The organism is Cryobacterium sp. AP27 (genome assembly GCF_056680495.1).
In genome coordinates this window covers 3,369,985-3,386,560 of record NZ_CM155285.1, presented here as the reverse complement: position 1 = coordinate 3,386,560, position 16,576 = coordinate 3,369,985, and the positions used below count along the sequence as shown (strand labels likewise).

13 protein-coding genes are annotated in these 16,576 nt (G+C 67.0%); 2 read left to right on the top strand and 11 right to left on the bottom strand.

Annotated elements, in window-relative coordinates:
- Positions 1-44: 44 nt before the first annotated feature.
- On the bottom strand, positions 45-758 hold the full coding sequence (locus tag AC1MB9_RS16020) for a hypothetical protein (protein WP_479962903.1): 714 nt from the start codon (positions 756-758) through the stop codon (positions 45-47).
- A 153-nt stretch (positions 759-911) separates the two neighbouring features.
- Here AC1MB9_RS16020 and AC1MB9_RS16015 point away from each other — a divergent pair, with 153 nt between their 5' ends.
- Positions 912-2,039 (top strand): glycosyltransferase family 4 protein, encoded by a 1,128-nt coding sequence (locus AC1MB9_RS16015; RefSeq protein WP_479962902.1) that lies wholly within the window; start codon positions 912-914, stop codon positions 2,037-2,039.
- 54 nt (positions 2,040-2,093) lie between these two features.
- On the opposite strand, the gene AC1MB9_RS16010 is transcribed toward AC1MB9_RS16015, so the two are convergent.
- Complete coding sequence (locus tag AC1MB9_RS16010; RefSeq protein WP_479962901.1) at positions 2,094-3,734, bottom strand: hypothetical protein; 1,641 nt, start codon at positions 3,732-3,734, stop codon at positions 2,094-2,096.
- Positions 3,735-4,294: 560 nt separating this feature from the next.
- On the opposite strand from AC1MB9_RS16010, the gene AC1MB9_RS16005 reads away from it, so the two are divergent.
- Positions 4,295-4,753: an FAD synthase family protein gene (locus AC1MB9_RS16005; protein ID WP_479964674.1), complete on the top strand. Its 459-nt coding sequence runs from the start codon at positions 4,295-4,297 to the stop codon at positions 4,751-4,753.
- On the opposite strand, the gene AC1MB9_RS16000 is transcribed toward AC1MB9_RS16005, so the two are convergent.
- From AC1MB9_RS16000 to AC1MB9_RS15960, 9 genes are all read right to left on the bottom strand, one after another.
- Positions 4,701-5,987, bottom strand: a complete 1,287-nt coding sequence (locus tag AC1MB9_RS16000; protein WP_479962900.1) for a hypothetical protein — start codon at positions 5,985-5,987, stop codon at positions 4,701-4,703. The genes AC1MB9_RS16005 and AC1MB9_RS16000 overlap by 53 nt on opposite strands.
- A gap of 162 nt (positions 5,988-6,149) precedes the next feature.
- Positions 6,150-7,106, bottom strand: a complete 957-nt coding sequence (gene pip, locus AC1MB9_RS15995; RefSeq protein WP_479962899.1) for a prolyl aminopeptidase — start codon at positions 7,104-7,106, stop codon at positions 6,150-6,152.
- 36 nt (positions 7,107-7,142) lie between these two features.
- Positions 7,143-7,808 carry a response regulator gene (locus AC1MB9_RS15990; RefSeq protein WP_479962898.1) on the bottom strand — a complete coding sequence of 222 codons (666 nt, stop codon included), beginning with the start codon at positions 7,806-7,808 and terminating at the stop codon, positions 7,143-7,145.
- Entirely contained in the window at positions 7,805-9,097 is a 1,293-nt protein-coding gene (locus AC1MB9_RS15985) for a sensor histidine kinase (protein ID WP_479962897.1), read from the bottom strand. Before AC1MB9_RS15985 ends, AC1MB9_RS15990 begins: the two co-directional genes overlap by 4 nt.
- A 38-nt stretch (positions 9,098-9,135) precedes the next feature.
- Complete coding sequence (locus AC1MB9_RS15980; protein WP_479962896.1) at positions 9,136-9,993, bottom strand: ABC transporter permease subunit; 858 nt, start codon at positions 9,991-9,993, stop codon at positions 9,136-9,138.
- Positions 9,990-10,946, bottom strand: coding sequence for an ABC transporter ATP-binding protein (locus tag AC1MB9_RS15975; RefSeq protein WP_479962895.1), 957 nt, complete (start codon positions 10,944-10,946; stop codon positions 9,990-9,992). Before AC1MB9_RS15975 ends, AC1MB9_RS15980 begins: the two co-directional genes overlap by 4 nt.
- 142 nt (positions 10,947-11,088) lie before the next feature.
- Positions 11,089-13,197, bottom strand: a complete 2,109-nt coding sequence (locus tag AC1MB9_RS15970) for an acyl-CoA dehydrogenase family protein (RefSeq protein WP_479962894.1) — start codon at positions 13,195-13,197, stop codon at positions 11,089-11,091.
- 183 nt (positions 13,198-13,380) lie between these two features.
- Positions 13,381-15,381, bottom strand: a complete 2,001-nt coding sequence (gene recQ, locus AC1MB9_RS15965; protein WP_479962893.1) for a DNA helicase RecQ — start codon at positions 15,379-15,381, stop codon at positions 13,381-13,383.
- A 9-nt stretch (positions 15,382-15,390) separates the two neighbouring features.
- A complete protein-coding gene (locus AC1MB9_RS15960; RefSeq protein ID WP_479962892.1) occupies positions 15,391-16,542 on the bottom strand; it encodes an acyltransferase family protein in 1,152 nt (383 codons plus the stop codon).
- Positions 16,543-16,576: the final 34 nt, after the last annotated feature.

Sequence of the window (16,576 nt, the reverse complement as noted above, 5' to 3'; positions counted from 1 at the left end):
AGCCTAGTAAGCACGTCGCCGGCTCGCTGCCCCCAAATCGGGAATCAGGCGGGGGCTGTACCTTCGAACACCACGAGCGGAACCCCCACGGAATAGTCGACCGTGATCTTCACCTGATCTCGATCGGACCGGGCAACCACGAAGAGGAACGTTCCGGAAACCGCCTGCCCGGGCTTGAGCTCGCGGGGCAGCGGCGCACCGCCGGGGTGGAAAATCTCGCCGGCAGGAGACTGATCGGCCCCCGCGTGGAAGTTGACGATGGTGGCGGCGAGCGACACGGTCTCGGTCGTGTCGTTGCGCACGGTCAGGGTGAAACGCACGGCGGGGCCGCCGACCTCCCCGGGGCCTTGCGCCTCACCTTCCACGGCCTGAAGAGCGCCCAGGCTGAAGACGACCTCGGGAACCGCCGCCGCGGAGTCGGTGAGGGCCACGGGCGGCTGCTCCACGGGCGGAACGGCGTCGCCCGGCACCGTCGGCGGTGCCCCGGCTGCGGGGGGTTCGGGGTCCGGGGACCCGGGCGCCGCGGAGTTCGGCGCCGCGAGGCTGACAGCGGGGGTCGGGGTCGTCGACGCGGTCGCGGATCGTGTTGGGCTGGGCGTGGCGCCGGCCACGGGGCGCGAGGGCTCGGTGGCGGTCGTGTTGGCGCGAACGAGGGCGGTCGAGAGCACGACCAGGAGGGCGACGGCGAGGGCGACGGCGATCCAGCCCAGGCGGGTCGTCCACCGAAAGCGGCCTGATGCCGGAGGTTGTACGGTCATATTCCTCCCCCTCTGTTCGTGCTGATTCTAGGGCCTTGCCGGTGGCGCGGCCCCGTTGTGACCTGATCATCGTGCACCCCCAAACGGGACGAGGTCCCGGGTCATGGCCGCGCGCTAGGGTGGGCGTCACCGCACACTGCAGCAGGAGTCCCGATGAGAATTGTCGTCTTGCACGGGAGCAACGACTCCTACGGCGCTACTCGCGTGCTCGCGCAGGAAACGGAGTGCCTGGCGCGACTCGGGCATCAGGTGACGGTTTTTGTCCCGCGGGACGGCCCCCTCGCTGACATGCTGGCTCCCCTGGGCGATTCCGTGCGCGTGGTGATCGATCCGGCGCTGAGCGTGCTGCGCCGCAGTCGACTGCGGGATGTGTTGCGGCGACCGGTCCTTCGACCGGAGATGGTCGAGGCGGACCTCGTGGTGTTGTGGACCCTGGCCCTCGCCGCCTACATCCCGGTGCTGCGGGCACGACGCAGACGATTTTACGTGTCGGTTCACGAGCTGCTCCCCGGCGCGGCGGGCGGATTGCTCGTGCGAGCTCTTCTCGCGCCGGGAGCGTTCCCCATTTGCGCATGCAGCACGGCGACGGCGGACTGGCTGAGCGCCCATGGCGTGAAGCAGCGTCGTCTCACGGTCATGTTTCCCGTCTTCGAACCGGTGGACGGCCTCGACAAGAGGGCCGTACATGAGCCGCCGACGCTTGCCGTGGTGGGGCGGGTGAATGGTCACAAGGGTCATCTGGAGGTGGTTCGGGCCGTGCGCGACGAGATTCCCGGCGGGGTGCCGTGGCGTCTGCTGCTGTGCGGCGCTCCCTTCCCCGGCCAGGAGGAGGCCCTCGTGGAGGTTCTGGCCGCCGCCGCATCGAATCCGCGCATCGAGTATCGGGGCGAGGTCTCCTCGCTTGCCGCTATCGCACCCGAGATTGACGCCGTGCTGTGCTTTCCGACGAAGCCGGAGCCGTTCGGCCTCGTTCCGGTCGAAGCCTGGCGTCTGGGCCTGCGCGCGGTGGGCTACGGCGACGGCGGGGCCGCGGAGGTGCTGCGGATCGTCGGCGGGATCGCCGTAGCGCGCACGGATGACGCGGTGTCGGACATACGCACGGCGCTCACGGTCCTCGCCCGCGGGATGCTTCGTGGTGACGAACTCGCGACTCCCGCGGCCGTCAACCCGCTGTTCGGCAGGCAGCGCCGCGAAGATTTGCTGCGCGACGTGATCGGCGCCGCCCTCGCCGGTCGTCCAGGACACGGTTCGGCCCGGCTGCGGGAACCCGCTGAGCACTGAGGGGGCCACGCGCCGAAGCGGGTGGCCCCCTCAGTGAGGCGATACTACGTGGAGTCAGGCTCCGCGTTTCACGGTGACCAGGGTGTTGTCCGGCACGTAGTAGTTACGGGCCAGGGCAATCGGTGTGGTCGGCGCGTTGATGATGGCGCAGTTGGCCAGCTTGGTGTTGCGACCGAAGGTGTTGTCGGTGATCGTGACACCGGAGAGCGGACCATACGCCTTCTGGGCGATGTTGATCGTGCAGGCACCGTTGTCGGCGTAGTTGTTGCTGAACGTGAAGTTCGAGACCTTCCCGCGGTCCTGTGTGATCATGACGGCGGCGCTGTGCGCACCGGTGAGGGTATTGCCCAGGATGCGAATGTTGTCGCCGACCTGAATCTGGATGGTGTCGTCGTGACTGGGCTTGCCGCCCTGGTTCGGGTCGACGAGGTAGTGCAGGTTGTCGTGGATCCAGGACTTCTGCACCGTGACGTTGCTGCCGGTGATGTGCACGCCGTCCACGATCCCGTGCATGTTGACCCGGGTGAAGGTGGCGTTGGACCCGTAGAAGCCCTGCACGTTGGGCGAGGCCTCCGAGGGGAACATCTCGGTGTCAGTGATGTTCAGGTTGGCGTAGTCACCCATGTTGCTTACCAGAGCCATCGGGCTTGCGGCGGACCGACCACGAATGATCGAGTTCTTGATGGTGACGTTGGGCGCCATGATTTTGACCATGCCGCGGATGTCCATGCCGTCGATGACCGTTCCGGGTGTGGTGATCGTCCAATCACCATTGCGCACGGTGAGGGCCTTGCCCGCGGGGACACCGGTGTTGCCGGCGCCGGGCTGGGCGGCGGCCGGAGCGGGGGCGGGAGCGGGAGCGGGAGCCGGAGCCGGGGCCGGGGCGGGAGCCGGGGCGGGAGCCGGTGCCGGTGCCGCAGCGGGAGCCGTCGTGAAGGTCACGCCGCTGGTCGCGAGATTGATGCTCGCCCGACTGCTGTGGAACGTGATCTGCCCGTTCGTGTCGGCCGGAACCGGCAAGCGCACCGTCTTCGTGGTCGCCTGGTTGGCGACAGCGGTCATCAGGAGCGTCTTACCGCCGCTCGCGCCCAGGGACGCACTGACATCGGTGTTCTGCCACTGGCCGGTGCCCCGCACAGTCAACGTGACGTGGGTGGTGCGGGCCGGAACCGTGCCGAGTGGAATGGTGGCCGACGAGCCGGTCTTCACCACGATCGTCTGCAACGAGGCAGCTGCGGCCGGGGCAGGGGTCGTGAAGGTCACGCCGCTGGTCGCGAGATTGATGCTCGCCCGACTGCTGTGGAACGTGATCTGCCCGTTCGTGTCGGCCGGAACCGCCAAGCGCACCGTCTTCGTGGTCGCCTGGTTGGCGACAGCGGTCATCAGGAGCGTCTTACCGCCGCTCGCGCCCAGGGACGCACTGACATCGGTGTTCTGCCACTGGCCGGTGCCCCGCACCGTGAACTCGACGTGGGTCGCGCCGGCAGGAACGGTCCCCAAGGAAATGGTGGCGGACGAGCCGGTCTTCACGACGACCGTCTGCAGCGAGGTTGCTGATTTGACGGTGACGGCGGTGGCTGCCTGCACGCCGGTGGCCGAGAAGAGGCCGACGCCGACGATGGCAAGGATTGCGGTGGCCCTCAGGGCCATTCGGGAGCGGGAAGAGGACATGGCGGCGACGGGTCGAACCGTCACGCGCTTGAGCGTGGAGAGCATGGAGTGGCACGATTTCGAAAGCTGCACATGTTCGGCATGTGCGGGTGAGGCAACTGCAGGGGGCCGCCATGGACCGCTGGCCACAACTCATGGCGCAGCGCAAAACAACACACAACGCCCTCGCAGGAATTCCTGGTCAGGCGAAAAGCAGGGACAGGCCAAGCATCGGACTGCGAAGCCCGCGCAATGCGGCTCACGAGCCGCGCGGAAGAATCGCCACCTTTGACAATCGGCATGATGCGGTCAACGGTGCGAAGAAATGGAACTGAATGTTGGTGGATCGACGGTGCACGCGCTCGGACAGGTGCGGGATGGACGCGCAACTGAGGGGAGCCGCACAACTAAACCAAGCATTACTCATTTAGGACTCACCGTCAACCTAATCCGACACATCCGGCGAAACCCCCAATTATGGGGCGACCCGGCCCAGCAGCTAGACCGCGTCGACACCTACTCAATAGGCTCTGGCGTATCCCCGAAAAGAAGGTGATCAGCAGGTGACCCAGGACATGAGCGAAGCGCGCGCACGCACCGATTCCATGCGGGTGGGCTACGCCGCCGGGGGATTCGACCTGTTCCATGTGGGGCACCTCAACATCCTGCGCCAGGCCAGGAGCCACTGCGACTACCTGATCGCCGGCGTGGTGTCCGACGAAATGCTCGAGTTGACCAAGGGCGCCCGGCCCGTCGTTCCCCTCAACGAGCGACTCGAGATCGTGCACCACATCAGCTTCGTGGATGAGGCCGTGCCCGAGGTCCTCCCGGACAAAATGGATACGTGGGAGCAGCTGCGCTTCGACGTGTTCTTCAAGGGCGACGACTGGCGGGGAACTCCACGCGGGCTCCGGCTGGAACGCCAGTTCGCCGCCGTCGGAGTTGAGGTCGTGTATTTTCCCTACACCGTGCACACCTCGAGCACGGCCTTACGGCGGGCCCTCGAGTCGCTCAGCCGCCCGGTCGCGCTCGGGCGAAACGCGCAGGCGACCGCACGGGACTGACCATCGAGCCACGCCGCACGAGAATGAGCCCCATGACGAGGATGATCATCCGGGTGGCGCCGTACAGCGGACCGAACATCATCGCCCAGACCACGCTGATGCAGAGGAAGGTCACGACCGCGCTCGCGGAGGCCTGGGCGATCAGGGACCCGAGCGCCCAGACGATCAGCACGAGCAGCACCACGGCGAGCGCCAGGCCCGGAATACCGAAATGGGCCCACAGATCACCGAAGACGGAGTGCAGTTCGATATGCCCGCCGAACATGTACTTCTCCACGTAGCCGTTGTCGGGCTCGTAGTTGATGCTCGCCATGCCGGCCTTGGCCGTCTGCAGGTCTTCTGGGTTCAGGATGGTGCCGGCCCCGTATCCGAGCGGTCGATCCCGCATCAGGCTCAGGGTGGCGGCGAGTTCTGGCCGCCCGCCGAGAATCAGCGACCCGGCGGCTTCGAGCTGCGCGACGGTGCGTTGCCGTGTCGCCTCGCCGAAGTAGCCGGCCAGGATGGCCGACTGGGCTAGGTAGAAGACCGTGGCGGCGAGCGCCCCCATCCCCGCGATGACACCCACGCCTGATTGCCGCCGCCCGGCCCGCCTCGGGCGCATCTGCCAGAGAACCAGAATCGCGGTCAGGAACAGAATGGCGAACGCAGAACGTGCGTCCGTGAACATGGACACGACGGTGAGGATCCCGACGACGCTGAGCTCGACCCAGCGGCGGCCGGTCAGGTGGGCCAGCGCGAGAGCGATCACCGTGACGGCGAAGGAATACCCGAAGCGCCACGGATTGTCCTCGAACATGCCGCTGGAGGACGTGACGCCGGCGAACAGACCGATGCCGAAGTACAGGGCGATCCACGACGTGTTCATCAGCTCCCTGACCCAGAGCAGAAACCCGATGGAGCAGAGAATTCCGACGAGACCGATCAGAACGCCGGCCGTTTCGCCGAGGCTGATGGCGTGGGTCGAGGAGGAAAGGCCGTTGAGCCACACACCGGAAATCAGGCACGCGAGGCCGGTGACAAAAATGGTCGTCGCGCCCCGATAGAGCGGCAGCACGCGCAACCAGACGGGAACCAGCGCAATGACGGCGAGGTAGCCCACCGTGAGCCCCTGCGGCAGGTCTACGCGCATCCCCAGCAGGATGAGTACGACCGCTGCAAGGATGCGGCTCGACAGGGCCGCAGGACCGATATGACCCATCGCAGTCAGCGGGGATGTGACCGGGGCAGCACTCACTCGGGACGATCCTCAGCCGGCGGTCACCGGCGCACGCGGGATCGGTTCGCCTGGCAAATGGTCGCCTCGCACCCAACGATAGGTGCCGACCGGCGCCCCATCAAGGACAAGCTGCCATTCCCCGGCGAACTGACCCGGAAGGGGGGTGTGGCCGACGTCCCGTCAGGCGGCGAAACGATCCGTGGCGTCAATGATCGCGTCAAGGATTCCCGGCTGGTCAAACGCGTGGCCGGCATCCGGGATCATTCGAAAGTCCGCCTCCGGCCAGTTCTTGTGCAGCTCCCAGGCCGTGAACGCGGGCGTGCACATGTCGTAGCGCCCCTGGACGATGACCCCGGGAATGTCGGAGAGGCGGCTCGCGTCCCGAATCAGCTGATTCGGCTCGAACCAGCCCCCATTCGAGAAGAAGTGGTTTTCGATGCGGGCGAAGGCCACCGCGAAGGCCGGCTCGGAGAAGTGCGCGATCTTGTCCGGCTCCTGCAACAGGGTGATCGTCGACGATTCCCAGGTGGCCCAGGCGATGCCGGCACGTTCACGCACGAACGCGTCCGGATCATGCAGCATACGCCCGTACGCCGCTATCAAGTGGCCGCGATCATTTTCGGGGACCGGGGCCAGAAACGCCTCCCACAGGTCGGGGTAGATGGCGGCGGCGCCGCCCTCGTAGAACCAGTCGAGTTCCATCGGACGCAGCGTGAAAATGCCCCGCAGAACCAGCTCGGTGACCTTGGCGGGGTGGGTCTCGGCGTACGCGAGCCCGAGCGTGCTGCCCCAGGAACCGCCGCAGACCAGCCAGCGTTCAATCCCGAGGTGCTCGCGCAGTTTTTCGAGGTCGTCTACGAGATGCCACGTCGTGTTCGTGGTCAGGTCGGCATCGGGCGCGCTCGCATGCGGGGTGCTGCGCCCACATCCCCGCTGGTCGAAGAGAATGATCCGGTACTTCGCCGGATCGAAAACCCGGCGCTGCGGAGCGCTGCTGGCTCCGCCCGGACCCCCGTGCAGGTAGACGGCGGGCTTGCCCTGCGGGTTGCCCGACGCCTCCCAATACATCGTCTGTCCATCGCCGACGTCGAGCATGCCGGTTTCGTAGGGTTCGATTTCTGGGTAGAAAGTACGCATGCTGTGAGCCTATTCCCCGTGCCGGTCCGGGAGAAGTCAGCCCCCGACGAGGCCCAGCTCATAGGCGAGTATCACGGCCTGTACGCGGTCCCGCAGCCCGAGCTTCTGGAGGATACGGCCGACGTGGGTCTTCACCGTCGACTCCGACAGGCTGTAGCGCAGGGCGAGTTCCGGGTTTGAGAGTCCCTCGGCGATGGCGAGGAAGACCTCGTGTTCGCGCGAGGTGAGAGTGTCGAGGCGGCCGCTCTCCTCGCTTTCGGCCCCCGGCCGGGCCGGGAGCTGTGAACCGAAGAGGTCAAGCATCCGCTGCGTCACCCGGGGTGACACGGAGGCCTCCCCCGACGCCACCGAGCGGATCGCCGCTATCAGCTCGGTCGGTTCGGTGTTCTTGAGCAGGAAACCGCTCGCGCCGGCTCGAAGCCCGCCGAAGGCGTACTCGTCGAGGTCGAAGGTGGTGAGGATGATCACCCGGGTGGTCGGATTCGCCGCGACGATCTGCCGGGTGGCTTCAATCCCGTCCATGCCGGGCATGCGCACGTCCATGAGCACGACGTCGGGCCGTTCGCGAGCGGCGAGGGCGAGCGCGACGGCCCCATCGCCGGCCTCGCCGACCACCCGGAGGTCGTCTTCGGCGTCAAGAACCATGCGAAAACCGACCCGCAGCAGGGTCTGATCGTCGACGAGCAAAATTCGAATCGTCACGCGTTGTCCTCCGGATCGAAAACCATGGTGCCCGTGACACGCCAGCCGCGGTTGGCGGCCGGGCCTGCTTCGAGCGTGCCTCCGTACACGGCGACGCGTTCCTGAAGACCGATGATTCCTCGCCCGGATCCCTGCGACGGTGCGGGAGAGTGCGACTGCCCGTTGTCGGCGACGACCACACGCACGCTGTCCGACGTGACCACGATCCGCACGGTGACGAGCGTGGGACTGTCCGAGTAGCGCAATGCGTTCGTGAGCGACTCCTGCACGATCCGATAGATCGTGAGTTGCACCCCGGTGTTGTGCGGCGAGCGCCCGTTCTGCTCCAGACGGATCGGCAGATTCGCCGAACGGAAGGATTCGACGAGTTCGACGAGCTGTTCGGTTCCGGGCTGGGGTGCGAGCGGGGCCGTGACGGCGGGGTCACGCGCGCCGCGGCGTTCTGCGGACCCCGTCTCGGGATCTTCGGCGAGTACGCCGAGAAGGCGACGCATCTCCTGCATCGAACTGCGCCCGGTGGAGGCGACCTCCAGCATGGCGTCTCTGGCGCGTTCGGCATTTTTCGGTGCGATGGCGTGGGCTCCGTCGGCGAGGGCGACCATAACCGACAGGCTGTGCGCGATGACGTCGTGCATTTCCCGCGCAATGCGTGCCCGCTCGGACACCCGGGCCAGCTGCGCCTCCTGATCCCGTTCGGCGGCGAGTTGGGCCGCGAGGTCGACGAGCGCTTCCACGTAGCGCTTGCTGTTGCCCACGTTGACGCCGATCAGGGTGGCGGCCAGCATCATGATCGCAAGCTGGCTCGCCATGGCGACCCAGGACATGAACGTGACGCCGTCATTGAGCCATGCGGAAAGCCCGCCGAGCAGAGCCGACGCGCCGAATCCCACCCACGCCGTCGGCACGTCCCCGTAGACGGCCACGGCGTAGAGGGCCAGGAGCACGGGCAGCAGATGTCCCTGTCCGTATTCGGCGAATCCCGCCACCATTCCCAGCACGGCGATCGCGAGCACGAGTCGGGGCGCACGCCGGCGGAAGAGCAGCGCCGCAGTGACGCCGAGCACGATGATCGCGTTGAGCGCGAGCATCCCCCGCGAGGCACCGACGTTCATTGTCGTGTCCACGAGCAGCACGATCCCCATCGGCACGAGATAGACCCCCGCCAGGAGCACGTCGGCCAAGAGCGGATGCCGAGCCCAGAAGCGCCGGATCAGGCCGGGTGGGGTGGGCAGACGCAACTCTCCCCCGGGTGGCGTGTTGCGCCCGGGGGAGAGATGTGTCGGCGTCATTTTGACAATTTTACGCCGTCGGCGTGCAGTGTGCCGAGTTACGCGTCGCGCTTCTTGAGCAGGACGCCGGCGAGGCCGACCACGGCGACGATCCAGCCGAGGACGACGAGCAGTCCCTGCCAGGGCTCCATGGCGGCCGTGGTTGAGAACAGCGCGGTCCCGGCGTTCGAGAGCAGGTACGGGGACACATCCATTGCCCACTGTGCGGGAATCATGGAGAGCACGATCGGCAACAGCAGGAGCGCTCCGAGCGCCGCGGCGATGCCGCCTGCGGAGCTGCGAAGGATCGTGCCGATTCCGAGCGCGAACACGGCGATGAGGCCCAGGTAGAGCGATGCGCCCAGCAGCGGCAGAACAACGGCCGAGTCGAACAGGCTCACGCTCAGGCCCTGCCCGGCGAGCATCGGGGCCGCCACGAGGAAGGATCCGACGGTACTGACGACGCCCACCGCGAAGGTGCACGCGAACAACACGACGGCCTTGGCCCCGAGGGCACCGAGACGGCGCGGAACCGCCGTGAGGGTGGATTTGATCATGCCGGTGGAGTATTCGCCGCTGATGACGAGCACTCCGAGCACGGCCACGATCAGTTGACCGAAGAAGACGCCGAACGTGGCGGCCTGCAGAACGATCGCGGCCTGGTCGGCGGCGGGAAGCACGCTGAGGTCGGCGGGGCCCGCCCCGTTGTTCAGCTGCAAGGTTGCGGCCCAGGCCATGACCGCGGCCATGCCGAGGGACACGACGACGACGAGGGACAGCGACCATACGGTGGAGCGCACGCTCCACAGCTTGATCCACTCGGAGCGGATCAGGGCGGCGAAGCTGAGGCCGGGGCCGGACGACACGTAGGGCGTGTCGATGGCGGCGGGTTCGGTGGGGTGGGTCAGGGTGGTCATCGTGCCGCCTCCTGCAGTGCCGGTGTTACCGAGTCATTGGTCGAGGGCACACCATTGGTGCGGTATTCCACCTCGTCCTGGGTGAGAGACATGTACGCCTCTTCGAGGGATGCGCTCACGGGGGTGAGTTCGTGCAGGACGATCCCGGCGCGGGCGGCCTGGTCGCCGATTTCCATGGCGGTCACGCCGACAATCTCGAGCAGGTCCTGCTCGAGGTTGGTGACCGTGACGTCCGGCTGGGCGAGAAGATTCGCGAGACCGGACGAGTTGGGCGTGCGAACCCGGACCGTGCTTCGGTTGGCCGAGGCGATGATGTCGGCCACGGGAGCATCCGCTATCACGCGTCCACGGCCGAGCACGATCAGGTGGTCGGCGGTGAGCGCCATCTCGCTCATGAGGTGCGAGGAGAGCAGAACGGTGCGACCCTCAGCGGCCAGCTGGCGGGTGAGGCGTCGAACCCACAACACCCCCTCGGGATCGAGGCCGTTGACGGGTTCGTCGAGAATGAGGGTGGCGGGGTCGCCGAGCAGCGCGGCGGCGATGCCGAGACGCTGACCCATGCCGAGGGAGAAACCGCCGACGCGCTTGCGGGCGACGGACTCGAGGCCGGTCAGAGCGATGACCTCATCGACGCGGCTGGACGGGATGCGGTGGGTCGCGGCCAGCGCCCGCAGGTGGTTGTAGGCGCTGCGTCCGGTGTGCACGGCTTTCGCGTCGAGCAACACACCGACCTCGCGGAGGGGCGCCCCGTGCTCGCGGTAGGCCTTGCCGTTGACGATGACGGAACCCGAGGTGGGCTTGTCGAGTCCCACGATCATGCGCATCGTGGTGGATTTTCCGGCGCCGTTGGGCCCGAGGAACCCGGTGACCTTGCCCGGCTGCACGGAGAAGTCGACCGAGTCGACGGCGGTCTTGCTGCCGTAGCGCTTGGTCAGGGACTGTGCCTGAATCATCCGTTGCCTCTTTCATGAAGTGGTGGGGCCGCACACTCTGCGGCCCCTATGAAAGACGTTACGGGCGACGACTACCGCGGCACATCACCCGCAAGGATGGTCATTCCGTGCGGGTCTCGTACCGCGGTACGACGTGCCTGGGCTATTTCTTGGCGGGCTTCTCCGCGCGCGGAGCGGAGCCCGAGGCGCGGGCAGCGGCGTAGTAGTCGCGGGCTTCCGTCTGGCGTTCGCGTTCGAGCCCGCTCGCAATGGGGGCACGGAGGTGGTCCTGTGTGTAGCCGAATGCGTCGACGAGGTCCTGCGCGTGCGGTCGGATGCGCGCAATCAACCGGTCGATGTAGGCCGTGACCGCTTGCGCACGCTTCGCGGAGAGACGCCCGTTGATGAGATACCAGGCGAGGTTCTTCTCCACGAGTCCCAGGCCGAAGAGGTCACGCAGCCAGGTGAGCACGCGCTTCGTTCCGGGGTCCTCCGTCTTCTCGAGGGCTCGCGTGAAGGCCTCCCATTGCAGCAGCTCACCGTGGGCCCGAGCGGCCTCGATGAGCTCGTTCTGGTGAGCGTTGAACAGATCGGCCGCTTCCTTTTTGGGCAACTTGGTCGCCGGACGCAGCTTGCCCGCGACATCGGCGATCATCGTCTCCACCCGGTCGGTCAGCATCTCGCGCTGCACCTCGGTGTCGCGCAGGGCGCCGACCGAGCGTGCCGTCGACCCGCGGTCGGCCATCAGCTGGGCCAGGGTGCGCAGGCCCGTGCCGTGGTAGGCGCGGTCGGCGGCCTGCTGCACGACGTAGCGGGCGAGAGCGCCGGCATCCGCTTTCGCGAATTTGCGGCTGTAGTCGGTGAGCAGACGCTTGGCCACGAGTTGCAGCAACACGTTGTTGTCACCTTCGAAGGTGGCGTACACGTCGAGGTCCGCGCGCAGCCCCACAAGGCGGTTGGCCGCCAGGAATCCGGCGCCACCGCAGGCTTCGCGCGCCTCCTGGAGGGTGTCGAGGGCATGCCAGGTGGAGAGCGGCTTGAGCGCGGCGGCCAGGGTTTCGAGGTCCTGTCGGTCGGCGTCCGTGTCGGCCTTCCCGCTGAACACGTCGTCGAACTTGACCAGGAATTCATCGTGCGCGAACGTCTGGGCGTAGGTCGTCGCGAGGCGAGGGAACAGCCGGCGCTGGTGGCGCTGATAGTCGAGGATGACCTCTTCGTCGGTCGCGCTTCCCGCGTTGAACTGCCGCCGTTGGCCGCCGTAGGTGATCGCAATCGTGAGGGCCAGGGCGGATGCCGCGGTGGCGGCGCCGTCGAGGGACACTCGGCCCTGCACGAGCGTGCCGAGCATGGTGAAGAATCGGCGGCCCGGGCTGGAAATGGAACTCGTGTATGTGCCGTCTTCGGCGACGTCGCCATAGCGGTTGAGCAGGTTTTCGCGCGGAATGTGCACCTGGTCGAAGTGCAGCCGACCATTGTCGATGCCGTTGAGACCGCCCTTGAGGCCGTCGTCTTCGCCGCCGATGCCGGGCAGGAAGGCACCGGATTCATCACGAATCGGGATATAGAACGCGTGCACCCCGTGGTTGACGCCCTGGGTGATCAGCTGCGCGAAGAGCACGGCTGCGATGCCGTCCTTCGCGGCGTTGCCGAGGTAGTCCTTCCAGGCCGCGCGGAACGGAGTGTGGATCACGAAGTCGCCGGTGTCGGGGTCGAAGGTCGCGGTGGTGCCGATGCTCGCGACGTCCGAGCCGTGCCCGATCTCGGTCATCGCGAACGCACCGGGAACGGTGAGGTTCATGATGTCGGGCAGGTATTTGTTGTGATGCTTCTCGGTGCCGAGGTGCAGCACAGCCGCTCCGAAGAGCCCCCACTGTACGCCGCCCTTGATCTGCAGGCTGGGGTCGGCGATGACGAGTTCTTCAAAACCGGCGATGTTTCCGCCGTGGTCGTCGGCCCCGCCGAGGTGCGCCGGGAAGGCGCGGAGCACATGGCCGTTCTCGGCGAGCACATGCAGTTGGCTGAAAACACGGGCGCGGTGCTCGTCCATGCTGAGACCCTCTATGCGCTGCATGTCGGGGCGAGCAGACAGCTCGCGGGCCTTGACGCGCACGTCGGCCCACGTGCCAAGCAGCTGTCGCCCGAGGCCGGCCACGTCAACGGTCGGGTGCGTCGTGACACCGCCGACGGCTACGGGTCCGGTGTCCGCATCCGCGTGGGCGTCGGTCGAGCCCACGGTGGGGCGGGTCGTGGAGCGCTGGGCGGTGTCAACCATCGGGGTCCTAACTCTTGCGCGGAACGTTGCTGTTCGCTCACGCTAGAACCAACCGGGCTCCCACGGAAATGGTGCGTGACCGGGCTACAAAGGCGCATGCGGGTGACGGCATCAGTGTTGTAGGTTTCCTCAACCGCACCGGCGATCTCCCAGCTATCCTCCACAACCCCCGGGGTGGTCGAGCTAACCGACCGGCGCCGCGCCCACCACCTCGAGCAGCGCTTCCCCATACGCCTCGAGCTTCTTGGCACCGATACCGGTGATGCCGTCGAGGTCGCTCATCGTCGCGGGCTTCGCCGCGGCCACCGCAAGCAGGGTCGCGTCGCCGAACACGATGTACGCCGGAACGCCCTGCTCCCTCGACTGGGCTGAGCGCCAGACCCGCAATGCCTCGAAGAGGGCGGCCTGATCCGGCGACAGGTCCGCCGCGGCCGCCTTCTTGCTCGACCCCCTGGCGGCGGCAGACCGCACGGGACGGTCGGGTTCGGTGCGCAGCTGCACACTGCGGCCCCCGCCGAGCACGTCGGCGGCGGAATCCGTCAGGATCAGCGTGCCGTATTCGCCGGAGGTGGCGAGAAAGCCCTGGGCCAGCATCTGTCGCACGACACCGCGCCACTGCTGGTCGCTGAGGTCCGCGCCGATCCCCCACGTCTTGAGCTCGGTGTGCCGGTGTTGCGTGGCACGGGGGGTTTCCTTGCCGCGCAGTATGTCGATGAGATGTCCGGCGCCGAATTTCTGGTTGCGCTCACGCAGCAGGCGCACAATCGTCGACAGCAGCTTCTGGGCGGGGACCGTGCCGTCCCAGGCTTCGGGTGGTTCGAGGCACGTGTCGCAGTTGCCGCACGGCTCGCTCGTCTGCCCGAAGTAGCGAAGCAGGTTGACGCGGCGGCAGTGCACCGTCTCACACAGCGCGAGCATGGCGTCGAGGTGCGCGGAGAGCTTGCGGCGATGCGCGAGGTCGCCCGGCGACTCGTCGATCATGCGGCGTTGCTGCACGACGTCGGCGAGACCGTAGGCCAGCCACGCGTCGGCGGGGGCGCCGTCACGACCGGCGCGACCGGTTTCCTGGTAGTACCCCTCGACCGATTTGGGCAGGTCGATGTGGGCCACGAAACGCACGTCGGGTTTATCGATTCCCATCCCGAATGCGATGGTCGCCACGATGATGACGCCCTCCTCGCGCAGAAACCGGGACTGGGTGCGAGCGCGCAGTCCCGCGTCGAGGCCCGCGTGGTACGGCAGGGCGTTGAGCCCGTTCTGGCGCAGGAACTCGGCGGTCTGGTCCACGGTCTTGCGACTGAGCGCGTATACGATGCCCGCGTCGTCTGCGTGCTCGGTCTTGATGAACGACAGGAGCTGCTTGCGCACCTCGTTCTTGCCCACGATCCGGTACTGGATGTTCGGCCGGTCGAAGCTCGCCACGAAATGCCTGGCGTCGCCCATCTGCAGGCGGGTCGTGATTTCCTGGTGCGTGGCATCCGTGGCGGTCGCCGTGAGGGCGATGCGCGGCACGTCCGGCCAGCGGTCGGCCAGCTCGGAGAGAGCCAGGTAGTCCGGACGAAAATCGTGCCCCCACTGCGACACGCAGTGCGCCTCGTCGATCGCGAACAGCGCGATCGTGCCCTGGTCGAGGAAGCGTTTGGTCGCCTCACTCGAGAGGCGCTCCGGTGCCACGTAGAGCAGGTCAAGGTTGCCCGACAGGTAGTCGCGTTCCACCTGACCTCGCGCGGCAGCATCCTGACTGGAATTGAGGAACGCGGCGCGCACCCCCACCGCGGTGAGCGCATCGACCTGATCCTGCATCAGGGCGATGAGCGGGGAGACGACGATGCCGGTTCCTTCGCGCACGAGCGAGGGGATCTGGTAACAGAGGCTTTTGCCGCCACCGGTGGGCATGAGCACGACGGCGTCGTTGCCCTCGACGACCTGCGCGATGATCTCGGCCTGGTCACCGCGAAACGAGTCGTACCCGAAGACGGTGTGCAGGGCCTCAGCGGCCGTACCGAATTTGCGCGTCGCCGGCGCGGTGACCACGCGGGGGGCTGCGGGCGCCTGCCCGCTGCTCGCCGGCTGGCCACCGGAGGGTTGCGCGTACCCGCCGTCACCCGGCGGCGGTGGAGCGTCGAAGTCTTCCGGTGGTTCGAACTCGTCAGGATTCCACGGGATTTCGGCGTTCCAACTCACCGTGCGAGTCTACCTGCGCCAACGGCGCGCCGCCGAGAGCCGGGGGTTCTGATCGGGTGCGGCGGGCAGCGCTCCGGCGGCCACCGCCGGCAACGTGACCGGGCTCCCCGGGCTCGGCGCCCCGCCACGCAGGGCAAACCGTCCCTGCCGAAACACGTTCTTGAGCTGCTGCGCCGGCTTCTCGATCAGCCACCAACTCGCGACCGCGAGCGGAATCGTCGTGAGGATGCTCGCCACAATATAGAAGGTGATCCCGAAGCTCGTGGCGCCCGCGATCACGAGAAGCTGCTGCACCGGGAACGCATACACGTACAGTCCGTAGGAGTAGTCGTTGCGGCTGCCAAGCCGCCGCAACCGAGCCGGGAGCGCCGAGCCGAGCCAGATCATGACGTAGGCGAGTGGCAGCGCGGCCAGTTCACGCCCCAGACCGACCGTGCACAGCGCGGTCACAAGCAGCACGGCGGCCAGCCCGATTTTTCCGTTCAGCGGCACGACGTCGCTGTAGCGAAACAGCACGGCGCCGGCCAGGAAGAACGGCAGCAGCAGGGCGATGTTTTCGAGGGTGCCCGAGTCGTGCCGCACACTCTCGGCGATTCCGAAGGCCGTCGCAGCGAGGAACGTCACGAGCAGGGGCCACCGTCGTGTCCGCGCCATCCGGGAGTAGAGCAGGAGCCCCACGAGGATGTAGCAGCCGATCTCGTAGCGCAGCGTCCAGAGCGATCCGTTCCAGGTATGGGGGAGGGGAGACCCGACGAGGGTGTCACCCACCTTGGAGTCACCATTCCACATGTCGGCATTGCTCACGACATAGTGCAGTCCGGCCTGGGCGTTCCAGCCTCCGTGGACCGTCCCGGTGAGGGCACTCGCCACAAAACCGGTGAAAATGAGGCAAACCCAGAACGCCGGCAGAATGCGCAGCGCCCGCCGCCACAGGTACGGGAAGAAGGCCGTGCGCATGCGGCTCTTGGTGATCAGGTAGCCGCTGATGCCGAAGAATCCTCCGACGGCCAGCACGCCGAGTTTCATGTCTCCGAGCCGTGGGTCGTCGCCGACGCCGGACACCGGCCACGAATGGGACACGATCACGACGGCGGCGAGTATCAGCCGGATCAGGTTGAAGGCGTTATCGCGCGGGTCGTGGGCATCTCTGATTGAGACCATGGATCCTCCCCGGGGCGCGAATAGGGACACTATA